Genomic DNA, 15,715 nt, shown 5'->3' with positions numbered 1-15,715 from the left:
GGCTAGCTCCGCGCGCCGAAGCCGCGTGCCAGGAAGGCGGCGACCAGCGGGATCAGCACGAGCAGGTGCGCCTGGATCATCACCAGCCGCCGGGTCTTCTTGATCTCGGCCTCGCTCGGCAGGGTGCCGGTGGAACGCACCGCCTTGCGCCAGCGGAAGTAGGTCAGCGTCGGGAAGATCGAGATCACGCCGATGATGATGAAGAGCGTGAGCTTCACGTGCAGCAGCGGATTGGTCCAGTACCAGGTGGTGCCCTTCATGCCCCACCAGGTGCGCGCGACGCCGGTCGCGAGCACGGCGATGGCGGAGAAGCCGTAGACCATGTCGACCTTGGCGAGGCGCTCGACCACCGCGGAGTTGAGCCACTGCACGCGGCACAGCGCGGCTTCGCTCGAGATGAAGACCACCATCGTGAGGATGGCCAGGATGTGCAGGTAGGCAAGGATCGCTTCGAGGGTCATCGTGGTTTTTCCTGTTGTTTCTACTGCGCAGCGATTGTGCCGCCCCAGAACTCCGGCCGCGCATAGTGCGCCTTCAGAAAATCGAGCCACAGCCGCACGCGCAGCGGCAGATGCTTGCGTTGCGGGAATACCGCGTAGATGCCGTTGGGCGGCGCGGCGAACTCGTCGAGCAGCGGCACCAGCAGGCCGGCGTCGATCTCGGCCTCCACCTCCCAGGTGCTGCGCCAGGCGATGCCGTGGCCGGCCAGGCACCAGTCGTGCAGCACCTGGCCGTCGGAGCAATCGAGCGGGCCGGTCGGCTTGAGGTAGATCACTTCGTGCTCGCCGCCCGCGGTCGGCACGCGAAAGGCCCAACCGCGGGTCTGCGAGGCATCGCTCGACAGGCTGAGGCAGGCGAAGCGCGCCAGCTCGCCCGGATGCCGCGGCGCGCCGTGGCGACGCACGAACTCGGGCGTAGCGACGCAGCGGCGCCGGTTGTCGGCCAGGCGCAGGCTCACCAGCGAGGAGTCCGGCAGGTCGCCCACGCGCACCGCGCAGTCGTAGCTCTCGCGTGCCACGTCGATCACGCGGTCGCTGAGGTTGAGCGAGATCGTGACTTCGGGGTGCAGCTCGTGGAAGCGCGGCACCAGCGGCGCGACATGGCGCCGGCCGAAGCCCGCCGGTGCCGTCACGCGCAGATGGCCGGCGGCCTTGACGCCGCCGGCGCTCACGCTGGCCTCGGCGTTCGCGAGCTCGACCAGCAGGCGCTGGCAGTCCTCGAGGAAGGCGCTGCCCTCGTGCGTGAGCGTGATGCGGCGCGTGGTGCGCAGCAGGAGCTTGACGCCGAGGCGCTCCTCCAGCGCATCCAGGCGCCGGCCCATGATCGCCGGCGCCACGCCCTCGGCCTTGGCCGCGGCCGTGAGGCTGCCGCGGGTGGCGATGGCGACGAAGGATTCGAGTTGCTTGAGTCTGTCCATGGCGGGGCGTCAATGATGCATGCGCTGCCGGCGCCACCAATCCCGGCTCCGAATTTTGATATTGATACTACATTTCTTGTAGCGTATGCTACTCACCATGTGGGCCATCCTGATCGTCACCCTTCCGACCCAGCCCAACGCGGTGCGCCTGCGCATCTGGCGGGCGCTCAAGGCGCTGGGGTGCGCGGCGCTGCGCGACGGCGCCTACCTGCTGCCCGACGCGCACGCATCGATCCTGGAGTCCCTGGCCGCCGAGGTGCGCGAGCACGGCGGCACGGCGTCGGTGATGACGCTCGCGCCGCGCGACGAGGCCCAGCGCGTCGAGGTGCTGGCGCAGTTCGATCGCACCGATGCCTATGCGCAGTGGCGCGAAACCGCGACGGCGCTGCAGCTCGAACTCGAAGGCCTGGCCGAAACCGAGGCCAGGCGCCGGCAGCGCGGCGTGGCCGACGCGCTGCAGGCCTTGCGCGGCATCGACTACTACCCCGGCCCGGCCGCCGAACAGGCCGAGTCCGAACTGCTGGCGCTGCGGCGCACGCTCGACGCCAGGTTCTCCAAGGGCGAACCGCAGCCGCGCCCGAACGACGGCATCGAGCGACTGGATCGGGCCCGGTTCCAGGGCAAGCGCTGGGCCACCCGCGCGCGCCCGTGGGTGGACCGGCTGGCCTGCGCCTGGCTGGTGCGGCGTTTCATCGACCCGGCGGCCGAGTTCGTCTGGCTGGACGGGGCCCGCGCCCCGGTTCGCACGCCGCGCGGCGCCATCGGCTTCGACTACGACGGCGCGCGCTTCACCCACGTCGGGACGCGCGTCACCTTCGAAGTGATGGCCGCGAGCTTCGGCCTGGAATCCGATCCGAGGCTGCAGCGCGTCGCCGGCGCGGTGCACTATCTCGACGTCGGCGGCATCCCCGTGCCCGAAGCGGCCGGGCTGGAAGCGGTACTGGGCGGCCTGCGCGAAGTGCACGCCAAGGACGACAAGCTGATCGCCGCCGCGGCGGCCGTATTCGATGCGCTGTATGCGGCGCCGGGAGCATCTTCGTGAGCGCCACTTTGGAGAAAACGGGCGAGGCGATCGCCCCGCCCGACCCCGTCAGCTTCGGCGCGGCCTTCCGCTTCTGGCTCAAGCTCGGCTTCATCAGCTTCGGCGGGCCGGCGGGGCAGATCGCGATCATGCACACCGAGCTGGTCGAGCGCCGGCGCTGGATCAGCGAGAAGCGATTTCTGCACGCGCTCAACTACTGCATGCTGCTGCCCGGTCCGGAGGCCCAGCAGTTGGCCACCTACATCGGCTGGCTCATGCACCGCACCTGGGGCGGCATCGTCGCCGGCGCCTTGTTCGTGCTGCCCTCGCTCTTCATCCTGATCGCGCTTTCGTGGATCTACCTGCGCTTCGGCGACGTGCCGGTGGTGGCCGGCATCTTCTACGGCATCAAGCCGGCCGTGACGGCGCTGGTGCTGCACGCGGCGCACCGCATCGGCACGCGCGCGCTCAAGAACCCCTGGATGTGGGGCATCGCGGCGGCGGCCTTCGTGGCCATCTTCGCTTTCGACACGCCCTTCCCGGCCATCGTCCTCGCGGCCGGGCTGATCGGGCACTTCGGCGCGCGCCGGGCGCCCGCCGTGTTCGCGCTCGGCGGCGGCCACGGCAGCCAACAGCAGAGCTACGGACCGGCGCTGATCGACGACGACACGCCGACGCCGGCACACGCGCGCTTCTCGCGCAGCCACCTGGCGAAGCTGCTGGCCGTCGGGCTGGGTGCATGGGCGCTCGCGATGGGCGCGCTCATCGCCATCCAAGGCCTGCAGGGCACGTTAACGCAGATGGGCTGGTTCTTCACCAAGGCGGCGCTGCTGACTTTCGGCGGCGCCTACGCGGTGCTGCCCTATGTCTACCAGGGTGCGGTCGAACAGCACCATTGGCTCAGCGGCGCGCAGATGATCGACGGCCTGGCCCTGGGCGAGACGACCCCGGGCCCGCTGATCATGGTGGTGGCCTTCGTGGGCTTCGTCGGCGGATGGGCGAAGCAGGTGCTGGGACCCGATGCGCTGTTCCTCGGTGGGGCACTGGCTGCCACGGTCGTCACCTTCTTCACCTTCCTGCCCTCCTTTATCTTCATCCTGGCGGGCGGGCCGCTGGTCGAGTCGACCCACGGCAAGCTGGGCTTCACCGCGCCGCTGTCCGCGATCACCGCGGCGGTGGTGGGCGTGATCCTGAATCTCGCACTGTTCTTCGCGTACCACGTGCTGTGGCCGCAGGGCTTCGGCGGCCGCTTCGATTTCGTCTCGGCCGTCATCGTCGTGGCCGCGGCCATCGCCCTGTTCCGCTTCAAGCTCGGCGTGATGCCGCTGCTCGGCGCCTGCGCACTGGCGGGGCTCGCCGTCACGTTGGGCAGGCCGCTGCTTTTCCCCTGAGGAGAGTTCCATGGATGCATCCGTCCTGCCCCCACCGATGGCGCTGGCCCTGGCCGCCAATTTCGGCAGCGTCGAGCGTTGGCGCGAGGAGTTCATCGCGATGGCCAGGACGCCCGGTGGCGCTTCGAGCTCCGTGCTGCTGATGTTCCAGCCGCGCGAGGGCACGCTCGTCAATCAGCAGGCGCCCGGCGGCGACGGCATACCGATCCTGGCCGTCGACAAGCAGGAAGACATCGAAGCGTTCATCGCCGCCATCGACTGGAATCCGGTGTACGAGCGCTACCAGGAGGCCGTGCATGCGGCGAGCGAGCCCTTCGGTGCGCGCCAGGACGAGGTCGCGGACGCCTTGCTGCTCGACGTGCGTCGCGCCGGCGTGTTCGAACAGGCGGCATCGATGATTCCCGGCGCCCGCTGGCGCGACCCGGCCGATGTCGGCGATTGGGCCGGCGAATTGCCCACCGACCGCGAGGTGGTCGTCTACTGCGTCTACGGCCACGAGGTGGGGCGCTCGACGGCGATGCGCCTGCGCGCCGCGGGCCTGCAGGCGCGCTACCTGCGCGGCGGTATCGACGGCTGGCAGAGCGCCGGGCAACCACTCGCCGCCAAGCCCGGCAAGCCCGGCAAGCAAGGAGGGACATCATGAAGTGGGTGACCCGCGAACGCCCGAAGATCGACCGCATTGCCTGCCCCTGGTTGATCCTGCGCTTCATCGACCGCGAGGCCGAGTTCCTCTACGTGCCGGCGCCGGAGGTGCTGCGCATCGCGGCGGACACCGGCGCCACGCCCTACGACATCCCCGGGGTGGAGATGAGCCATGTCGGCGAGCTGTGCAGCTTCGACGCCTTCCTGACGAAGTACCGCCTGGACGAGCCGTCGCTGCTGCAGCTGGCCGCCATCGTTCGCGGCGCCGACACCTCGCGGCCGGACCTCACGCCGCAGTCCGCGGGGCTGTACGCCATCTCGCTCGGTCTGTCCCGCGTGTTTGCCGACGACCACGAGATGCTGCGCCACGGTTTGGTGATGTATGACGCGCTGTATGCGTGGTGCCGCGAGGGGCGCGGCGAAACCCACAACTGGCCGCCGCTGATGACGGCCTGAGGGGGCAGGGCCCGCATGGGCTAGGACCGGTGGGAGAACAGCGGCACGCCCGCCACGGGCAGCTCGGCCGACAGCACGGTCCCGGTCGCCGATTCGGTCATCACCAGCTCCCCTGTTCCCGGCCTGAACGCCACATTGGTAACGGTCTGGCCGCCCGGACTGCGCACGAAATGCGTGATCTCGCCGCGCGCATTGAGTACGAAGGCACCGCCCAGGCTCGCATGCGCCACCACCAGGCTGCCGTCGTCCGCGAGCGCCAGGCCGTCGGGTCCGCTGGTGCCGAAGAAGCTCTGGAAGGCGCCCATCTTCGAGATGCTGCCGTCGGGCAGGAGCGGCGCGCGCCACACCTGGTTACCGCGCGTGACGGCGACGAAGAGCAGCTTGCCGTCTTCGCTCACGGCGATGCCGTTGGGGCTGGGCGCGTTGGAGAGCAGCAGATCCAGCTTGCCATCGGTGCCGAGGCGATAGACGCGGCCCGTGGGATCGTGCAGGCCGGTCTGGCCCTGGTCGGTGAAGAAGAGACGGCCAGCGCTATCGAACGTCAGGTCGTTCACCCCCTTGAAGGACTCGCTGTTGCGGTGCGCAAGCACGGGCTCGATCGCTCCGCTTGCCGCATCGAGCTTCAGGATGCCGCGCCGGTAGTCGGCGATCCAGAGGCTGCCGTCGGCGTGGATCGCCATGCCGTTGGGCCAGCCTTCGTACTGCACGACCAGTTGCCAGTCGAGCACCGGCGTGATGCGGAAGATGCGGCCGTAGGGAATGTCGGTGACGTACAGGTTGCCGGCCCGGTCGAACACCGGCCCTTCGAGGAAGCTGTCCATCACATGGCCGGGCTTGTTGGCATCGACCCAGTCGGTGCGGCGCGGCTGTCGCAATGCATCGGGCAGCCGCGTCAGCACGCGGGCCTCGATGATTTCCGGCGGCTTGAAGCTTAAGCTCCACATGGCCCGCTCACTCCGGCTGCACGCCGGCGGCCTTGATGACCGCACCCCAGTCCTGCGTCTGGCTCTTCACGTAGTTCTGGAACTCGGCCACCGCCATGCCGCCGGGCGCCGCGCCCTGCTCGGCGAAGCGCTTGACCAGCTCGGGCGAGGCCAACGCCTTCTTCACCTCGGCCTGCAGCTTGTCGATGATCGGCTGCGGCGTGCCCTTGGGCGCGGCGATGCCGAACCAGTTGGTGGCGTTGAAGGCCTTCATGCCGGCCTCGGCACTGGTCGGCACATCGGCCAGTGCGTCGAGCCGTTTCGGCGAGGTGACCAGCAGCGCGCGCACCTTGCCGCCCTTGACCTGCGGGATGGCCGTGGGCGCGGCGGTGACCAGCACGTCGACCTGGCCCGACACCACGCCCAGCATCGCCTCGCCCGCGCCCTTGTAAGGCACGTGCGTGAGGGCCAGCTTGCCGTGCTGCTTGAAGAGCTCGCCGCCCAGATGGGTGGAGCTGCCGACGCCGCCCGAGCCGAAGGTGAGCTTGTCGGGACTCTTGCGCGCGGCATCGACCAGGTCCTGCACCGTCTTGTAGGGCGAGGCGGCGCCGACCACCAGCACCAGCGGCGCATCGACGATGGTGGTGACCGGCACCAGGCCGCTCGCGTGGTCCCACGGCAGCTTCTTGAACAGGTGCGGCAGCATCGCGTAGGTGGTGTCGTTGACCAGGAAGCTGCTGCCGTCCGCCGGCGCCTTGGCCACCATGTCGGAGCCGATGGTGCCGCTGGCACCGGCCTTGTTCTCGACATAGAAGGACTTGCCGGTCTGCTCCGTGAGCTTCTGCGCGATCTGGCGCGCGGCGTAGTCGGTGGTGCCGCCGGGTGCGTAGGGCACGACCAGACGCACCGGCTTGTCGGGCCAGGCGGACTGGGCCATCGCGGGCAGGACGGCGAGGGTCGCGGCGCAGGCGAGCAGCGCGCGGCGTGGGATGGAAGCCATGGGTTCAGTCTCCGGTGGTGATGTTCTGCGTCTTCAGTTCGGCGATCTGCGCGTCGCTGTAGCCGACCTCCTTCAGCAGCGCGTTCGTGTGCTCGCCGAGCAGCGGCGGCTGGATGCGGATGCCCGGGCGTTCACCGCCGAGCGTGAAGGGCATCAGCGGCACCTTCGAGGTGCTGCCGTCGTTCATGCGGATCGGCGCCAGGCCACCGGTGGCGTTGAGGTGCGGATCGTCGAACAGCTCCTGCGGCTTGGTGATGGGCGCGAAGGGCAGCTCGTTCTTCTCGAACACGGCGCTCAGTTCGGCCGCGCTGTGGCCCGCCAGGTGCGAGCGCAGCATCGGCATCATCCAGTCGCGCGCGAGCACGCGGTCGTTGTTGGTCTTCAAACGCGGATCGGCCAGCATCTCCTCGAGGCCGAAGGCCCTGCAGAAGATGGTCCACTGCTTGTCGCTGACGGCGGCCAGGAATATCTGCTCGCCGTCCTTGACGGTGAAGACGTCGTACACGGCCCAGGCCGAGATGCGGCTGGGCATCGGATCGGCCGCTTTGCCGGTAGCGGCGAACTGCATCATGTGCTGCGCGACCAGGAAGATGTTGTTCTCGAACAGCGCCGACTGCACCTCGCAGCCGCGGCCGGTCTGCTCGCGCTGGCGCAGCGCCGCCATCGCTCCGATGGCGCCGAACATGCCGCCCATGATGTCGTTGACGCTGGTGCCGGCGCGCAGCGGGTCGCCGATGCGGCCGGTCATGTAGGCCAGGCCGCCCATCATCTGCACCACCTCGTCGAGCGCGGTGCGATGGTCGTAGGGGCCGGGCAGGAAGCCCTTGTGGCTCACGTAGATCAGGCGCGGGTTGAGCTGCTTCAGGCTCTCGTAGTCCAGCCCCAGCTTCTTCATCGTGCCGGGCTTGAAGTTCTCGCTCACGATGTCGGCGGTGGCGACGAGGCGCAGCGCAGCCTCGACGCCCTCGGGCTTCTTGAGGTCGAGCGCGATGCTCTTCTTGTTGCGGTTGAAGGTCGGGAAGAAGCCGGCGCCGGAGCCCAGCAGGCGCCGCGTGGCATCGCCTTCGATCGGCTCGACCTTGATGACCTCGGCGCCGAGATCGGCCAGCAGCATGCCGCAGGTGGGGCCCATCACCATGTGGGTGAATTCGACGACGCGGACGCCTTCGTACGGCAGGGGAGCGGTGCTTTCAGACATGTGCTTTTCCTTGAACGAAGCCCTTGGGCAGGCCGGCCTCGGGCGTCATGCCGTAGACCGGCTCGCCCGGCAGGCCGGCCATGAGCGGCGCGCGCGCCGCGATGAGTTTCTCGATGTCGATGCCGGTGGCGACGCCCATGGCCTCGAACATGAAGACCAGGTCCTCGGTGACGACGTTGCCGGATGCGCCGGGCGCATAGGGACAGCCGCCGAGGCCGCCGAGCGAGGCATCGAAAGTGCGCACGCCTTCTTCGTAGGCCGCGAGGCAGTTGGCCAGGCCCAGGCCGCGCGTGTTGTGCATGTGGGCGGCGCCGGCCTTGTCGCCGAGCTCGGCGCGCAGGCGCCTGAAGAGACGGCGCACCTGCGCCGGGTTGGCATAGCCGACCGTGTCGGAGAGCCCCGATTCGTCGGCGCCCGCGGCCACGCATTGCGCGGCCAGCCAAATGACTTCGTCTTCCGGCACCTCGCCCTGCAGCGTGCAGCCGAAGGCGGTCGAGATGCCGGCCTCGAGTTTCACCTGCGGCGCGATCTCGCGGCGCAGTTCGGCGATGGCGCGCACCTCTTCGACCATCTCTTCGCGCGTCTTGCGCACATTGGCCAGCGAATGCGCGGCGCTGGCCGATACCGGCATCGTGAGCTTGTGCACGCCCGCCGCGAGCGCGGCTTCGGCGCCCTTGCGATTGGGCACCAAGGCCATCACCGTGAGGCCAGGCAGCGTGACGGCGTGGCGCACCACCTCGGCAGCGTCGGCCATCTGCGGCAGCAGGCGGGCCGGCACGAAGGAGGCAACCTCCATCTCGCGCACGCCGGCGGCGTACAGGGCTTCGATCCAGCGCAGCTTGTAGTCCGTGGGCATCGTCGCCTTGACGGACTGCAGGCCGTCGCGCGGGCCGACCTCGCTGATGAGGACATCGGGACTTGTCATCGGGCTTGTCTCCTTGAAGGGCGCTTGACAGTTCTATCTAACAGAACTAAATTCTGTTTTACAGAATTAGACCGCAGCACACCCTCCACTGTCAACCCGAAGCCATGCCCCGCAAAGCCCACACCGAATCGGTCTCCGACCTCAACGCCGCGCCGGGCGGCGCCGCTGCGGTCGATCGGGCGCTGAGCCTACTTTCATGCTTCCAGCCCGGCGACGAGGCGCTGACGCTGGCGCAGTTCGCCGAACGCACGCAGCTCTACAAGAGCACGGTGCTGCGCCTGCTCGCCTCGCTCGAGCATGCGCGCCTGATCCGCCGGCAGGAGGACGGCCGCTATGCGCTCGGCATGGAGATCGCGCGGCTACACGGCCTTTACGCGGCCTCGCTCTCGCTCGACCGCATCGTGCCTCCGGTGCTGCGCGAGCTGGTCGCGGCCACCGGCGAGAGCGCGTCCTACCACGTGCGTCAGGACCAGGGCGACAGCTGGGCGCGCCTGTGCCTCTACCGCGTCGACTCACCTCACGTGGTACGCGACCACGTGCGCGCCGGCGACCTGCTGCCCAACGACCGCGGCGCCGGCGCCCGCATCCTGATCGCCTTCGGCCCCGAGGCCGAACGCCCGCGCGGCAGCAAGGAGCGCAAGCTCTACGACGCCATCCGCGCCCAGGGCTACTGCGCGATGGTCGGCGACCGCTCGGCCGAACTGGGCGGCATCTCGGCGCCGGTGTTCCACGCCGACGGCCGCCTGGCCGCGGCGCTCACGCTGACGATGCCGGCGCATCGCTATGACGAGCGGCACATCGAACCCGTGCGCGCCGCCGCGAGCCGACTCAGCGGGCAGGTTTGAAGGACCGGACTTTGCCGAGCGGGATCAGCGTGCTGGCGCGTTGTCGCGGAGCGCGTCAAGTACGGCCTCGTTCTGCTCGGTCAGGCCGACCGTGATGCGCAGCCAGTGCGGCAGGCCGTAGTTGTCGAGCAGCGAGACCTCGATGCCGGCGGCCAGCAGGCGCGCATGCACGGTGCGCCCCTCCCCGACCTGCACCATCACGAAGTTGCCCGACGACGGAATGGAAGCCAGCCTGAGCTCGTGCAGCCCGTTCGCGAGTTGCGCCCGCCCGATGGTGTTGAGCTGGTAGCTGCGCGCGAGAAAGGCCGCGTCAGCCAGCGCCGCCACCGCTGCGACCTGGGCCGGCGTGCTCACGTTGAAGCGCGGCCGCTGTGCATTCAGGCGCGCTGCCAGCGCCGGCTGCGCGACGCCGTAGCCGATGCGCAGCCCGGCCAGCCCGTAGGCCTTGGAGAAGGTGCGCGCCACGATCAGATTCGGGAAGCGCCGCACCCAGGCGATGCTGTCGTAGCGTTGTGCCGGCGCGAGGTACTCGGTGTAGGCCTCGTCGAGCAGCACCGTGACGTGCGCCGGCACCGCCTGCAGGAATTCGAGCAGCGGGCCCGCTTCGATGAAGGTGCCGGTCGGGTTGTTGGGATTGGCCACGAAGACCAGGCGCGTGTCTTCGCCGATGGCCGCCCGCATGGCGTCGAGGTCGTGGCCGAAATCGCACGCCGGCACCACGGTGCTTCTCGCATGGGCATGGGCCGCCGCCTGCGCATAGACGATGAAGCCGTATTGCGAATAGACCACGCCTTCGCCGGGCTTGACGCTCACCTGCGCCGCCAGCTCGAGGATCTCGCTCGAGCCGCTGCCCAGCGTCAGCCAGTCCATCGGCACGTCCAGCCGCGAGGCCAGCGCATGCTTGAGCGCGGTGCCGTTGCTGTCGGGATAGTTGCCCGCGCCTTCCAGCGCTGCTGCGGCGGCGCGGCGCGCCGATTCGGGCATGCCGAGCGGGTTTTCGTTGGATGCCAGCAGGATCATCGCTTCGAATCGTAATTATTTAAGAAGTTAAATTATCCGGGGCATGTACATCGCTCCTATCAGGGCCTACCCTTTGAGCCGAAGCCTGGGCGGGCCGCGATTACATTCAATTTGGTCATTGATAAAACCCGCTCACGGCTCTTACTGATCAGCCAGGTATCGAATAAAGTCTTCGGCTGCATTCGATTTCAAGGAGTAGAGAACATGACCGCCCGCACCACCGTCCACGGCCTCCAGGTCGCCGACGAGCTCCATCGCTTCATCGAAGACAAGGTGCTGCCCGCCACCGGCGTGGCCAGCGCGACCTTCTGGAAGGGCTTCGACGCGATCGTCGGCGAGCTCGCGCCGAAGAACATCGCGCTCCTGGCCGAACGCGACCGGCTGCAGTCCGAGATGGACGCCTGGCACAAGGCCCACCCCGGTCCGATCGCCGACATGCCGGCGTATCGCACCTTCCTCGAGAAGATCGGCTACCTGCTGCCGCAACCCAAGGACGTGAAGGCCAGCACCGCCAACGTCGACGCCGAACTCGCGCTGCAGGCCGGCCCGCAGTTGGTGGTGCCTATCCTCAATGCGCGCTACGCGCTCAACGCCGCCAACGCACGCTGGGGCTCGCTGTACGACGCGCTCTACGGCACCGATGCTATTCCCGAGACCGGCGGCGCCGAGAAGGGCAAGGGCTACAACCCGGCGCGCGGCGCCAAGGTGATCGCCTTCGCGCGCGGCGTGCTCGACCAGGCGGCCCCGCTCGAGAACGGCTCGCACAAGAACGCGACCGGCTACTCGGTCAAGGACGGCCAGCTCGTGGTGACGCTGCAAAGCAGCAGCACCCACCTCGCCGACCCAGCGCAGTTCGCCGGCTACCAGGGCGACGCGGCGGCGCCGAAGTCGGTGCTCATCAAGCACAACGGCATCCATATCGACATCCAGATCGACCGCACGACCGCCATCGGCAAGACCGACCCCGCCGGCATCAGCGATGTGGTGCTCGAAGCCGCGCTCTCCACCATCCTCGACCTCGAGGACTCGGTGGCCGTGGTCGATGCCACCGACAAGGTGCTCGCCTACTCGAACTGGCTCGGCATCCTGCAGGGCACGCTGACCGAGGAAGTCGCCAAGGGCGGCAAGACCTTCACGCGCGGCCTGAACCCCGACCGCGAATACACAGGCGCCGACGGCCGGCCGGTCAGCCTGCACGGCCGCTCGCTGATGTTCGTGCGCAACGTGGGCCACCTGATGACCAATCCGGCCATCCTCTATGGCGGCGGCAAGGAGATTCCGGAAGGGATCATGGACGCGGTGATCACCACCACCATCGCCACCGTCGACCTGAAGCGCAAGGGCAACTCGCGCACCGGCTCCGTCTACATCGTGAAGCCGAAGATGCACGGCCCGGCCGAGGTGGCCTTCGCGAGCGAGCTCTTCGGCCGCGTCGAAGAGATGCTGGGCCTGCCGGCCAACACCGTGAAGCTCGGCATCATGGACGAGGAGCGCCGCACCAGCGTCAACCTCAAGGCCTGCATCGCCGAGGCGGCCGCGCGCGTGGCCTTCATCAACACCGGCTTCCTCGACCGCACCGGCGACGAGATGCACACCGCCATGCACGCCGGCCCGATGCTGCGCAAGGGCGACATGAAGACCACGCCGTGGATCCAGGCCTACGAGAAGAACAACGTGCTGGTGGGCCTGTCGTGCGGCCTGCGCGGCAAGGCGCAGATCGGCAAGGGCATGTGGGCCATGCCCGACCTGATGGCCGCGATGCTGGAACAGAAGATCGGCCATCCCAAGGCCGGCGCCAACACCGCCTGGGTGCCCTCGCCCACTGCCGCCACGCTGCACGCGCTGCACTACCACCAGGTGAGCGTGGCGAATGTCCAGAAGGAGCTGGAGAAGATCGACGCCAACGCCGAGCGCGACAACATCCTGGGCGACCTGCTCAAGGTGCCGGTCGTGCCCGAAGCGAAGTGGTCGGCCGAGGAGCGCCAGCAGGAGCTCGACAACAACGTGCAGGGCATCCTCGGCTACGTGGTGCGCTGGATCGACCAGGGCGTCGGCTGCTCCAAGGTGCCCGACATCCACAACGTGGGCCTGATGGAAGACCGCGCCACGCTGCGCATCTCGAGCCAGCACATCGCTAACTGGCTGCTGCACGGCGTGGTGACCAAAGAGCAGGTCGACGCCACCTTCCAGCGCATGGCCGCGGTGGTCGACGGGCAGAACGCCGGCGATCCGCTCTACCAGAACATGGCCGGCAACTTCGCGACCTCGGCCGCGTACAAGGCGGCGCAGGAGCTGGTGTTCAAGGGCATCGCGCAGCCGAGCGGCTACACGGAGCCGCTGTTGCATGCTTGGCGGTTGAAGGTGAAGGCGGGCGAGGCCTGACGCCGAGTCTTCAGGCGCCGCCGGCCAGGCGCGACTGCACCTCCCGGCGGCTGAGCTGCCGCTTGGCGACCGCGTACACGCAGTCCTGTCCATACATGGCGCGCGTCGCCGGCACACCGGGCGCCGGCGGCTGGCGCGCGTGCGCGCGGGTCACCTTGCAGCGGCGCAGCACGTCATAGCGCTCTGCCGTCGCTCCCGTGCCGAGCGGCAGCGGCGCGAGCCTCACTTCGAACCAGCAACCATCGACCCGATGCCACTGCGTGACGCTGTCGATCACGTGGTACTCGGCATAGGGTTGGTCCGTGTGCCGCTGCGCCCGTCGCGCCCGCTCCTGCTGCCGCGCCTTGTGCTGGCCTCGATTCGGCAACAACACGCCGGTGACGGGGTGAACGAACAGTTCGGTGTATGAATGCTCGCGCACCGGCACCCACGCCGGAGGTCCAGGCCAACGGCGCCAGACCATCACCATGCCATCGATCCATCGCGTCTCGCGTTCGACGAACTGGTCGACGTGCTGATGGATGTGGGCCTGCACCGTGTTGCGACGGTCGATGCCCCTGCACAGCTCGGAATACACCGCGTCCCACGGCCGGTGCGCCTGCTTGTGCAACCAGCGCTTGAGCGGCGCGAGGTTCTCGTTGAAACCCTTGGGGTGCGCGTATCCGCGCTGCATGCCCAAGTGCGCGCCGCGATCCCTGCTGTTGCGCCAGATGCGCCCGTCGCCCTGCACGCCGCCGCCGCGACGGGGGCGCTCGACGATGACCTTGTCCATGTCCTCGCGCATCTCAAGGCTCCTCGATCCATCGCACGGCTTTTTGCAAGGCCACGCGTTGCGCGCGCCGTTCGGCGCGGCGGCTGCGCAAGTGCCGGCCTGCACCCTGGCTCGACGCGCGATGCGCCATCGCGGCAACCACGGGGTTGCGCGGCGCCGGCGCGGCCGGCAGCGGAAAGTAAAAACGGGCGAGACGTTTGTCGTCGTCACGCGCCCTGCGCCGCGAACTCATATCCGCACTCCAAAAAACAAAGCCCCGGCAGATGGCTGCGCCGGGGCCGTTGTGTCGACGGGCCGCGGCGGGACGTATGCACGTCCGGCCGGGGCGGTCGGAGTGCGGGTCAGAAGTTCAGAAAACGGTTCATGGAAAGTAAAGCTCGTCAGGGAGGTTGATCGTCACCGGACGCACAGCAAACGCTTGCTGAAAAGAAGCGCGGATTGTGGCGAGACTGGCCACCGCCTGCAAGCGCAGAGCCGGTGGTTGTGGCGCGAAGACGACGGCGGTTGCGTTCGTGTGGCTACTCGGACTGCGCGCGCGCCCGCGCGCGCTCCAGCGTCCGTCCTACCTCGGCCGGATCCATCCCATACATCTCCGCGAACTCCGCCACGCTACGCCCGCTGGCCTCGAAGGCACGCAGCAGCGCCTCGCGCTTGGCGGTGCGCGCACCCCATTCGGCGAAGGCCTCGTCGAGCACGGCGTTCGATGCCTCGTCGTTCGTGCGAACGACGAGCATGTATTCCTCGCGCGAGAGGCCCGAGGCTTCGATGGCTTCGACCAGCCGCGCGCGCAGTTGGGGCCGCAAGTCGTCGGCCGTGCGCGCCTGGCGCCGGCGGAACACTTCGAGGATCGCGTGGTGAACATGCTCGGGCGCGACGTCTTCCACTGGCAAGCCGTTCAGGTCATGGCGCTTCTCGCCCGCGGCCACCGCCTCGAGGTAGCGGGTGGAGCGCGCATGAAGGCCCAGCGCGATCTTCAGGTCCTCTTTCTTGAATTCGTCGGGGTGCAGCGCCAGCAGGTCCTGGAACACGCCGAGCTTGAGCGGCAGGAAACGCGCGCCGAACATCTTCGGGTAGAGCTCGAACAGGCGTTCGAGCACGGGGTTCACCTTGCGCGGACGCGGCGGGGCCTTGGGCGCCTTGGCGTCCTGGGACTGGGGCTTGCGGCGGGGGCGGCCGCCTTCCTTCTTCTTGTTTTCGGTGGTCGGTGCGGGAGCGGTGTCGGTCATCAGAAAAAACTCTTCTCTCGATATGGTTGCCCCGGACTGTAATGCCGCGTGGTCTCCTTCCTACAGGACTGCGCGCCGGGTGCCGACCCGGCGCATGCACAGGGGTCGCCTAAGTTGAACGCAGCTGGTCATTCGGACCGGCGCATTCCATCGAACCCTCAGTCTGTCCTCAAGGAGTAATCGCATGAACGCACGCAAGCATCTTCTCGCCGTCCTCGCGCTAGGCGCCAGCGGCTTTGCCTTCGCGCAGGCCACGCCACCGACGACCGCATCGCCCAACCCGCCCACCGCAGCCGGCCAGCAAAGTCCTGCGGGCGGCCCGATGGGCTCGACCGGCACCTCCGTGGCGCAAGCTCAGACGCCGACGAGCCCGGGCACGACCACAAGCCCGAGCCAAAGCCAGGCACCTGCAGCCATGCCCGCGCCCAGCACCGACACCACGACGCCGGCACCGATGTCTCCGCCGCGCGCAGACCGCAACTGAGGTGCTGTGAGAT

At 68.6% G+C, this 15,715-nt stretch carries 17 protein-coding genes; 7 read left to right on the top strand and 10 right to left on the bottom strand.

Annotated elements, in window-relative coordinates; all coding sequences use genetic code 11:
• Nucleotides 1–2: 2 nt before the first annotated feature.
• Both BLS74_RS25670 and BLS74_RS25665 read right to left on the bottom strand, forming a co-directional pair.
• The gene (locus tag BLS74_RS25670; RefSeq protein WP_093109982.1) at nt 3–461 is read right to left on the bottom strand and encodes a DUF2214 family protein; all 459 of its coding nucleotides are present in this window, start codon (nt 459–461) and stop codon (nt 3–5) included.
• A 20-nt stretch (nt 462–481) separates the two neighbouring features.
• The gene (locus BLS74_RS25665; RefSeq protein ID WP_093109981.1) at nt 482–1,417 is read right to left on the bottom strand and encodes a LysR family transcriptional regulator; all 936 of its coding nucleotides are present in this window, start codon (nt 1,415–1,417) and stop codon (nt 482–484) included.
• Nucleotides 1,418–1,514: 97 nt separating this feature from the next.
• Here BLS74_RS25665 and BLS74_RS25660 point away from each other — a divergent pair, with 97 nt between their 5' ends.
• The 4 genes from BLS74_RS25660 to BLS74_RS25645 are packed head-to-tail and all read left to right on the top strand — an operon-like array spanning nt 1,515 to nt 4,927.
• Nucleotides 1,515–2,459 carry a chromate resistance protein ChrB domain-containing protein gene (locus BLS74_RS25660; RefSeq protein ID WP_093109980.1) on the top strand — a complete coding sequence of 315 codons (945 nt, stop codon included), beginning with the start codon at nt 1,515–1,517 and terminating at the stop codon, nt 2,457–2,459.
• An 8-nt stretch (nt 2,460–2,467) separates the two neighbouring features.
• Nucleotides 2,468–3,829, top strand: a complete 1,362-nt coding sequence (chrA, locus tag BLS74_RS25655) for a chromate efflux transporter (RefSeq protein WP_093109979.1) — start codon at nt 2,468–2,470, stop codon at nt 3,827–3,829.
• Nucleotides 3,830–3,839: 10 nt separating this feature from the next.
• Entirely contained in the window at nt 3,840–4,472 is a 633-nt protein-coding gene (locus tag BLS74_RS25650; RefSeq protein WP_093109978.1) for a rhodanese-like domain-containing protein, read from the top strand.
• Nucleotides 4,469–4,927 (top strand): chromate resistance protein ChrB domain-containing protein, encoded by a 459-nt coding sequence (locus tag BLS74_RS25645; protein WP_093109977.1) that lies wholly within the window; start codon nt 4,469–4,471, stop codon nt 4,925–4,927. The genes BLS74_RS25650 and BLS74_RS25645 overlap by 4 nt, the downstream gene beginning before the upstream one ends.
• A 20-nt stretch (nt 4,928–4,947) precedes the next feature.
• Here the strand turns inward: BLS74_RS25645 and BLS74_RS25640 are convergent, their stop codons facing one another.
• From BLS74_RS25640 to BLS74_RS25625, 4 genes are read right to left on the bottom strand one after another with little or no spacing between them, the layout of a single operon-like run.
• The gene (locus BLS74_RS25640) at nt 4,948–5,871 is read right to left on the bottom strand and encodes an SMP-30/gluconolactonase/LRE family protein (protein ID WP_093109976.1); all 924 of its coding nucleotides are present in this window, start codon (nt 5,869–5,871) and stop codon (nt 4,948–4,950) included.
• 7 nt (nt 5,872–5,878) lie between these two features.
• Nucleotides 5,879–6,850, bottom strand: coding sequence for a Bug family tripartite tricarboxylate transporter substrate binding protein (locus tag BLS74_RS25635; RefSeq protein ID WP_093109975.1), 972 nt, complete (start codon nt 6,848–6,850; stop codon nt 5,879–5,881).
• 4 nt (nt 6,851–6,854) lie between these two features.
• Entirely contained in the window at nt 6,855–8,048 is a 1,194-nt protein-coding gene (locus BLS74_RS25630; protein WP_093109974.1) for a CaiB/BaiF CoA transferase family protein, read from the bottom strand.
• Nucleotides 8,041–8,973 (bottom strand): hydroxymethylglutaryl-CoA lyase, encoded by a 933-nt coding sequence (locus BLS74_RS25625; RefSeq protein ID WP_093109973.1) that lies wholly within the window; start codon nt 8,971–8,973, stop codon nt 8,041–8,043. The genes BLS74_RS25630 and BLS74_RS25625 overlap by 8 nt, the downstream gene beginning before the upstream one ends.
• Before the next feature lie 104 nt (nt 8,974–9,077).
• Between BLS74_RS25625 and BLS74_RS25620 the strand changes: the two genes are divergently transcribed.
• The gene (locus BLS74_RS25620; protein ID WP_093109972.1) at nt 9,078–9,818 is read left to right on the top strand and encodes an IclR family transcriptional regulator; all 741 of its coding nucleotides are present in this window, start codon (nt 9,078–9,080) and stop codon (nt 9,816–9,818) included.
• A 24-nt stretch (nt 9,819–9,842) separates the two neighbouring features.
• On the opposite strand, the gene hisC is transcribed toward BLS74_RS25620, so the two are convergent.
• On the bottom strand, nt 9,843–10,838 hold the full coding sequence (gene hisC / locus BLS74_RS25615; RefSeq protein WP_093109971.1) for a histidinol-phosphate transaminase: 996 nt from the start codon (nt 10,836–10,838) through the stop codon (nt 9,843–9,845).
• A 204-nt stretch (nt 10,839–11,042) separates the two neighbouring features.
• Here hisC and BLS74_RS25610 point away from each other — a divergent pair, with 204 nt between their 5' ends.
• Nucleotides 11,043–13,220 carry a malate synthase G gene (locus tag BLS74_RS25610; protein ID WP_093109970.1) on the top strand — a complete coding sequence of 726 codons (2,178 nt, stop codon included), beginning with the start codon at nt 11,043–11,045 and terminating at the stop codon, nt 13,218–13,220.
• Nucleotides 13,221–13,230: 10 nt separating this feature from the next.
• Here the strand turns inward: BLS74_RS25610 and BLS74_RS25605 are convergent, their stop codons facing one another.
• The 3 genes from BLS74_RS25605 to BLS74_RS25595 all read right to left on the bottom strand — a co-directional run bounded on the left by BLS74_RS25605 (nt 13,231) and on the right by BLS74_RS25595 (nt 15,218).
• On the bottom strand, nt 13,231–14,004 hold the full coding sequence (locus BLS74_RS25605) for a glutathionylspermidine synthase family protein (protein WP_093109969.1): 774 nt from the start codon (nt 14,002–14,004) through the stop codon (nt 13,231–13,233).
• 1 nt (nt 14,005) lies between these two features.
• Nucleotides 14,006–14,224 carry a hypothetical protein gene (locus BLS74_RS25600; protein ID WP_093109968.1) on the bottom strand — a complete coding sequence of 73 codons (219 nt, stop codon included), beginning with the start codon at nt 14,222–14,224 and terminating at the stop codon, nt 14,006–14,008.
• A gap of 286 nt (nt 14,225–14,510) precedes the next feature.
• Nucleotides 14,511–15,218 (bottom strand): ProQ/FINO family protein, encoded by a 708-nt coding sequence (locus BLS74_RS25595; protein WP_093109967.1) that lies wholly within the window; start codon nt 15,216–15,218, stop codon nt 14,511–14,513.
• A 184-nt stretch (nt 15,219–15,402) separates the two neighbouring features.
• Here BLS74_RS25595 and BLS74_RS34830 point away from each other — a divergent pair, with 184 nt between their 5' ends.
• On the top strand, nt 15,403–15,702 hold the full coding sequence (locus tag BLS74_RS34830) for a proteophosphoglycan ppg4 (protein WP_212733695.1): 300 nt from the start codon (nt 15,403–15,405) through the stop codon (nt 15,700–15,702).
• Nucleotides 15,703–15,715: the final 13 nt, after the last annotated feature.

This window comes from Variovorax sp. CF079, from assembly GCF_900101545.1.
Taxonomy (GTDB): Bacteria; Pseudomonadota; Gammaproteobacteria; order Burkholderiales; family Burkholderiaceae_C; genus Variovorax.
The sequence above is the reverse complement of the archived record's forward strand: the minus strand, read 5'-3'. Positions and strand labels throughout refer to the sequence as shown.

What these genes read in the sequence shown, in the direction of transcription:
- BLS74_RS25620 (WP_093109972.1), top strand. Translation starts at nt 9,078, where the DNA reads ATGCCCCGCAAAGCCCACACCGAATCGGTCTCCGACCTCAACGCCGCG.
- BLS74_RS25665 (WP_093109981.1), bottom strand. Translation starts at nt 1,417, where the DNA reads ATGGACAGACTCAAGCAACTCGAATCCTTCGTCGCCATCGCCACCCGC.
- BLS74_RS25660 (WP_093109980.1), top strand. Translation starts at nt 1,515, where the DNA reads ATGTGGGCCATCCTGATCGTCACCCTTCCGACCCAGCCCAACGCGGTG.
- BLS74_RS25605 (WP_093109969.1), bottom strand. Translation starts at nt 14,004, where the DNA reads ATGCGCGAGGACATGGACAAGGTCATCGTCGAGCGCCCCCGTCGCGGC.
- hisC (WP_093109971.1), bottom strand. Translation starts at nt 10,838, where the DNA reads ATGATCCTGCTGGCATCCAACGAAAACCCGCTCGGCATGCCCGAATCG.
- BLS74_RS25610 (WP_093109970.1), top strand. Translation starts at nt 11,043, where the DNA reads ATGACCGCCCGCACCACCGTCCACGGCCTCCAGGTCGCCGACGAGCTC.
- BLS74_RS25635 (WP_093109975.1), bottom strand. Translation starts at nt 6,850, where the DNA reads ATGGCTTCCATCCCACGCCGCGCGCTGCTCGCCTGCGCCGCGACCCTC.
- BLS74_RS25630 (WP_093109974.1), bottom strand. Translation starts at nt 8,048, where the DNA reads ATGTCTGAAAGCACCGCTCCCCTGCCGTACGAAGGCGTCCGCGTCGTC.
- BLS74_RS25595 (WP_093109967.1), bottom strand. Translation starts at nt 15,218, where the DNA reads ATGACCGACACCGCTCCCGCACCGACCACCGAAAACAAGAAGAAGGAA.
- BLS74_RS25645 (WP_093109977.1), top strand. Translation starts at nt 4,469, where the DNA reads ATGAAGTGGGTGACCCGCGAACGCCCGAAGATCGACCGCATTGCCTGC.
- BLS74_RS25625 (WP_093109973.1), bottom strand. Translation starts at nt 8,973, where the DNA reads ATGACAAGTCCCGATGTCCTCATCAGCGAGGTCGGCCCGCGCGACGGC.
- BLS74_RS25640 (WP_093109976.1), bottom strand. Translation starts at nt 5,871, where the DNA reads ATGTGGAGCTTAAGCTTCAAGCCGCCGGAAATCATCGAGGCCCGCGTG.
- BLS74_RS25600 (WP_093109968.1), bottom strand. Translation starts at nt 14,224, where the DNA reads ATGAGTTCGCGGCGCAGGGCGCGTGACGACGACAAACGTCTCGCCCGT.
- BLS74_RS34830 (WP_212733695.1), top strand. Translation starts at nt 15,403, where the DNA reads ATGAACGCACGCAAGCATCTTCTCGCCGTCCTCGCGCTAGGCGCCAGC.
- BLS74_RS25670 (WP_093109982.1), bottom strand. Translation starts at nt 461, where the DNA reads ATGACCCTCGAAGCGATCCTTGCCTACCTGCACATCCTGGCCATCCTC.
- BLS74_RS25650 (WP_093109978.1), top strand. Translation starts at nt 3,840, where the DNA reads ATGGATGCATCCGTCCTGCCCCCACCGATGGCGCTGGCCCTGGCCGCC.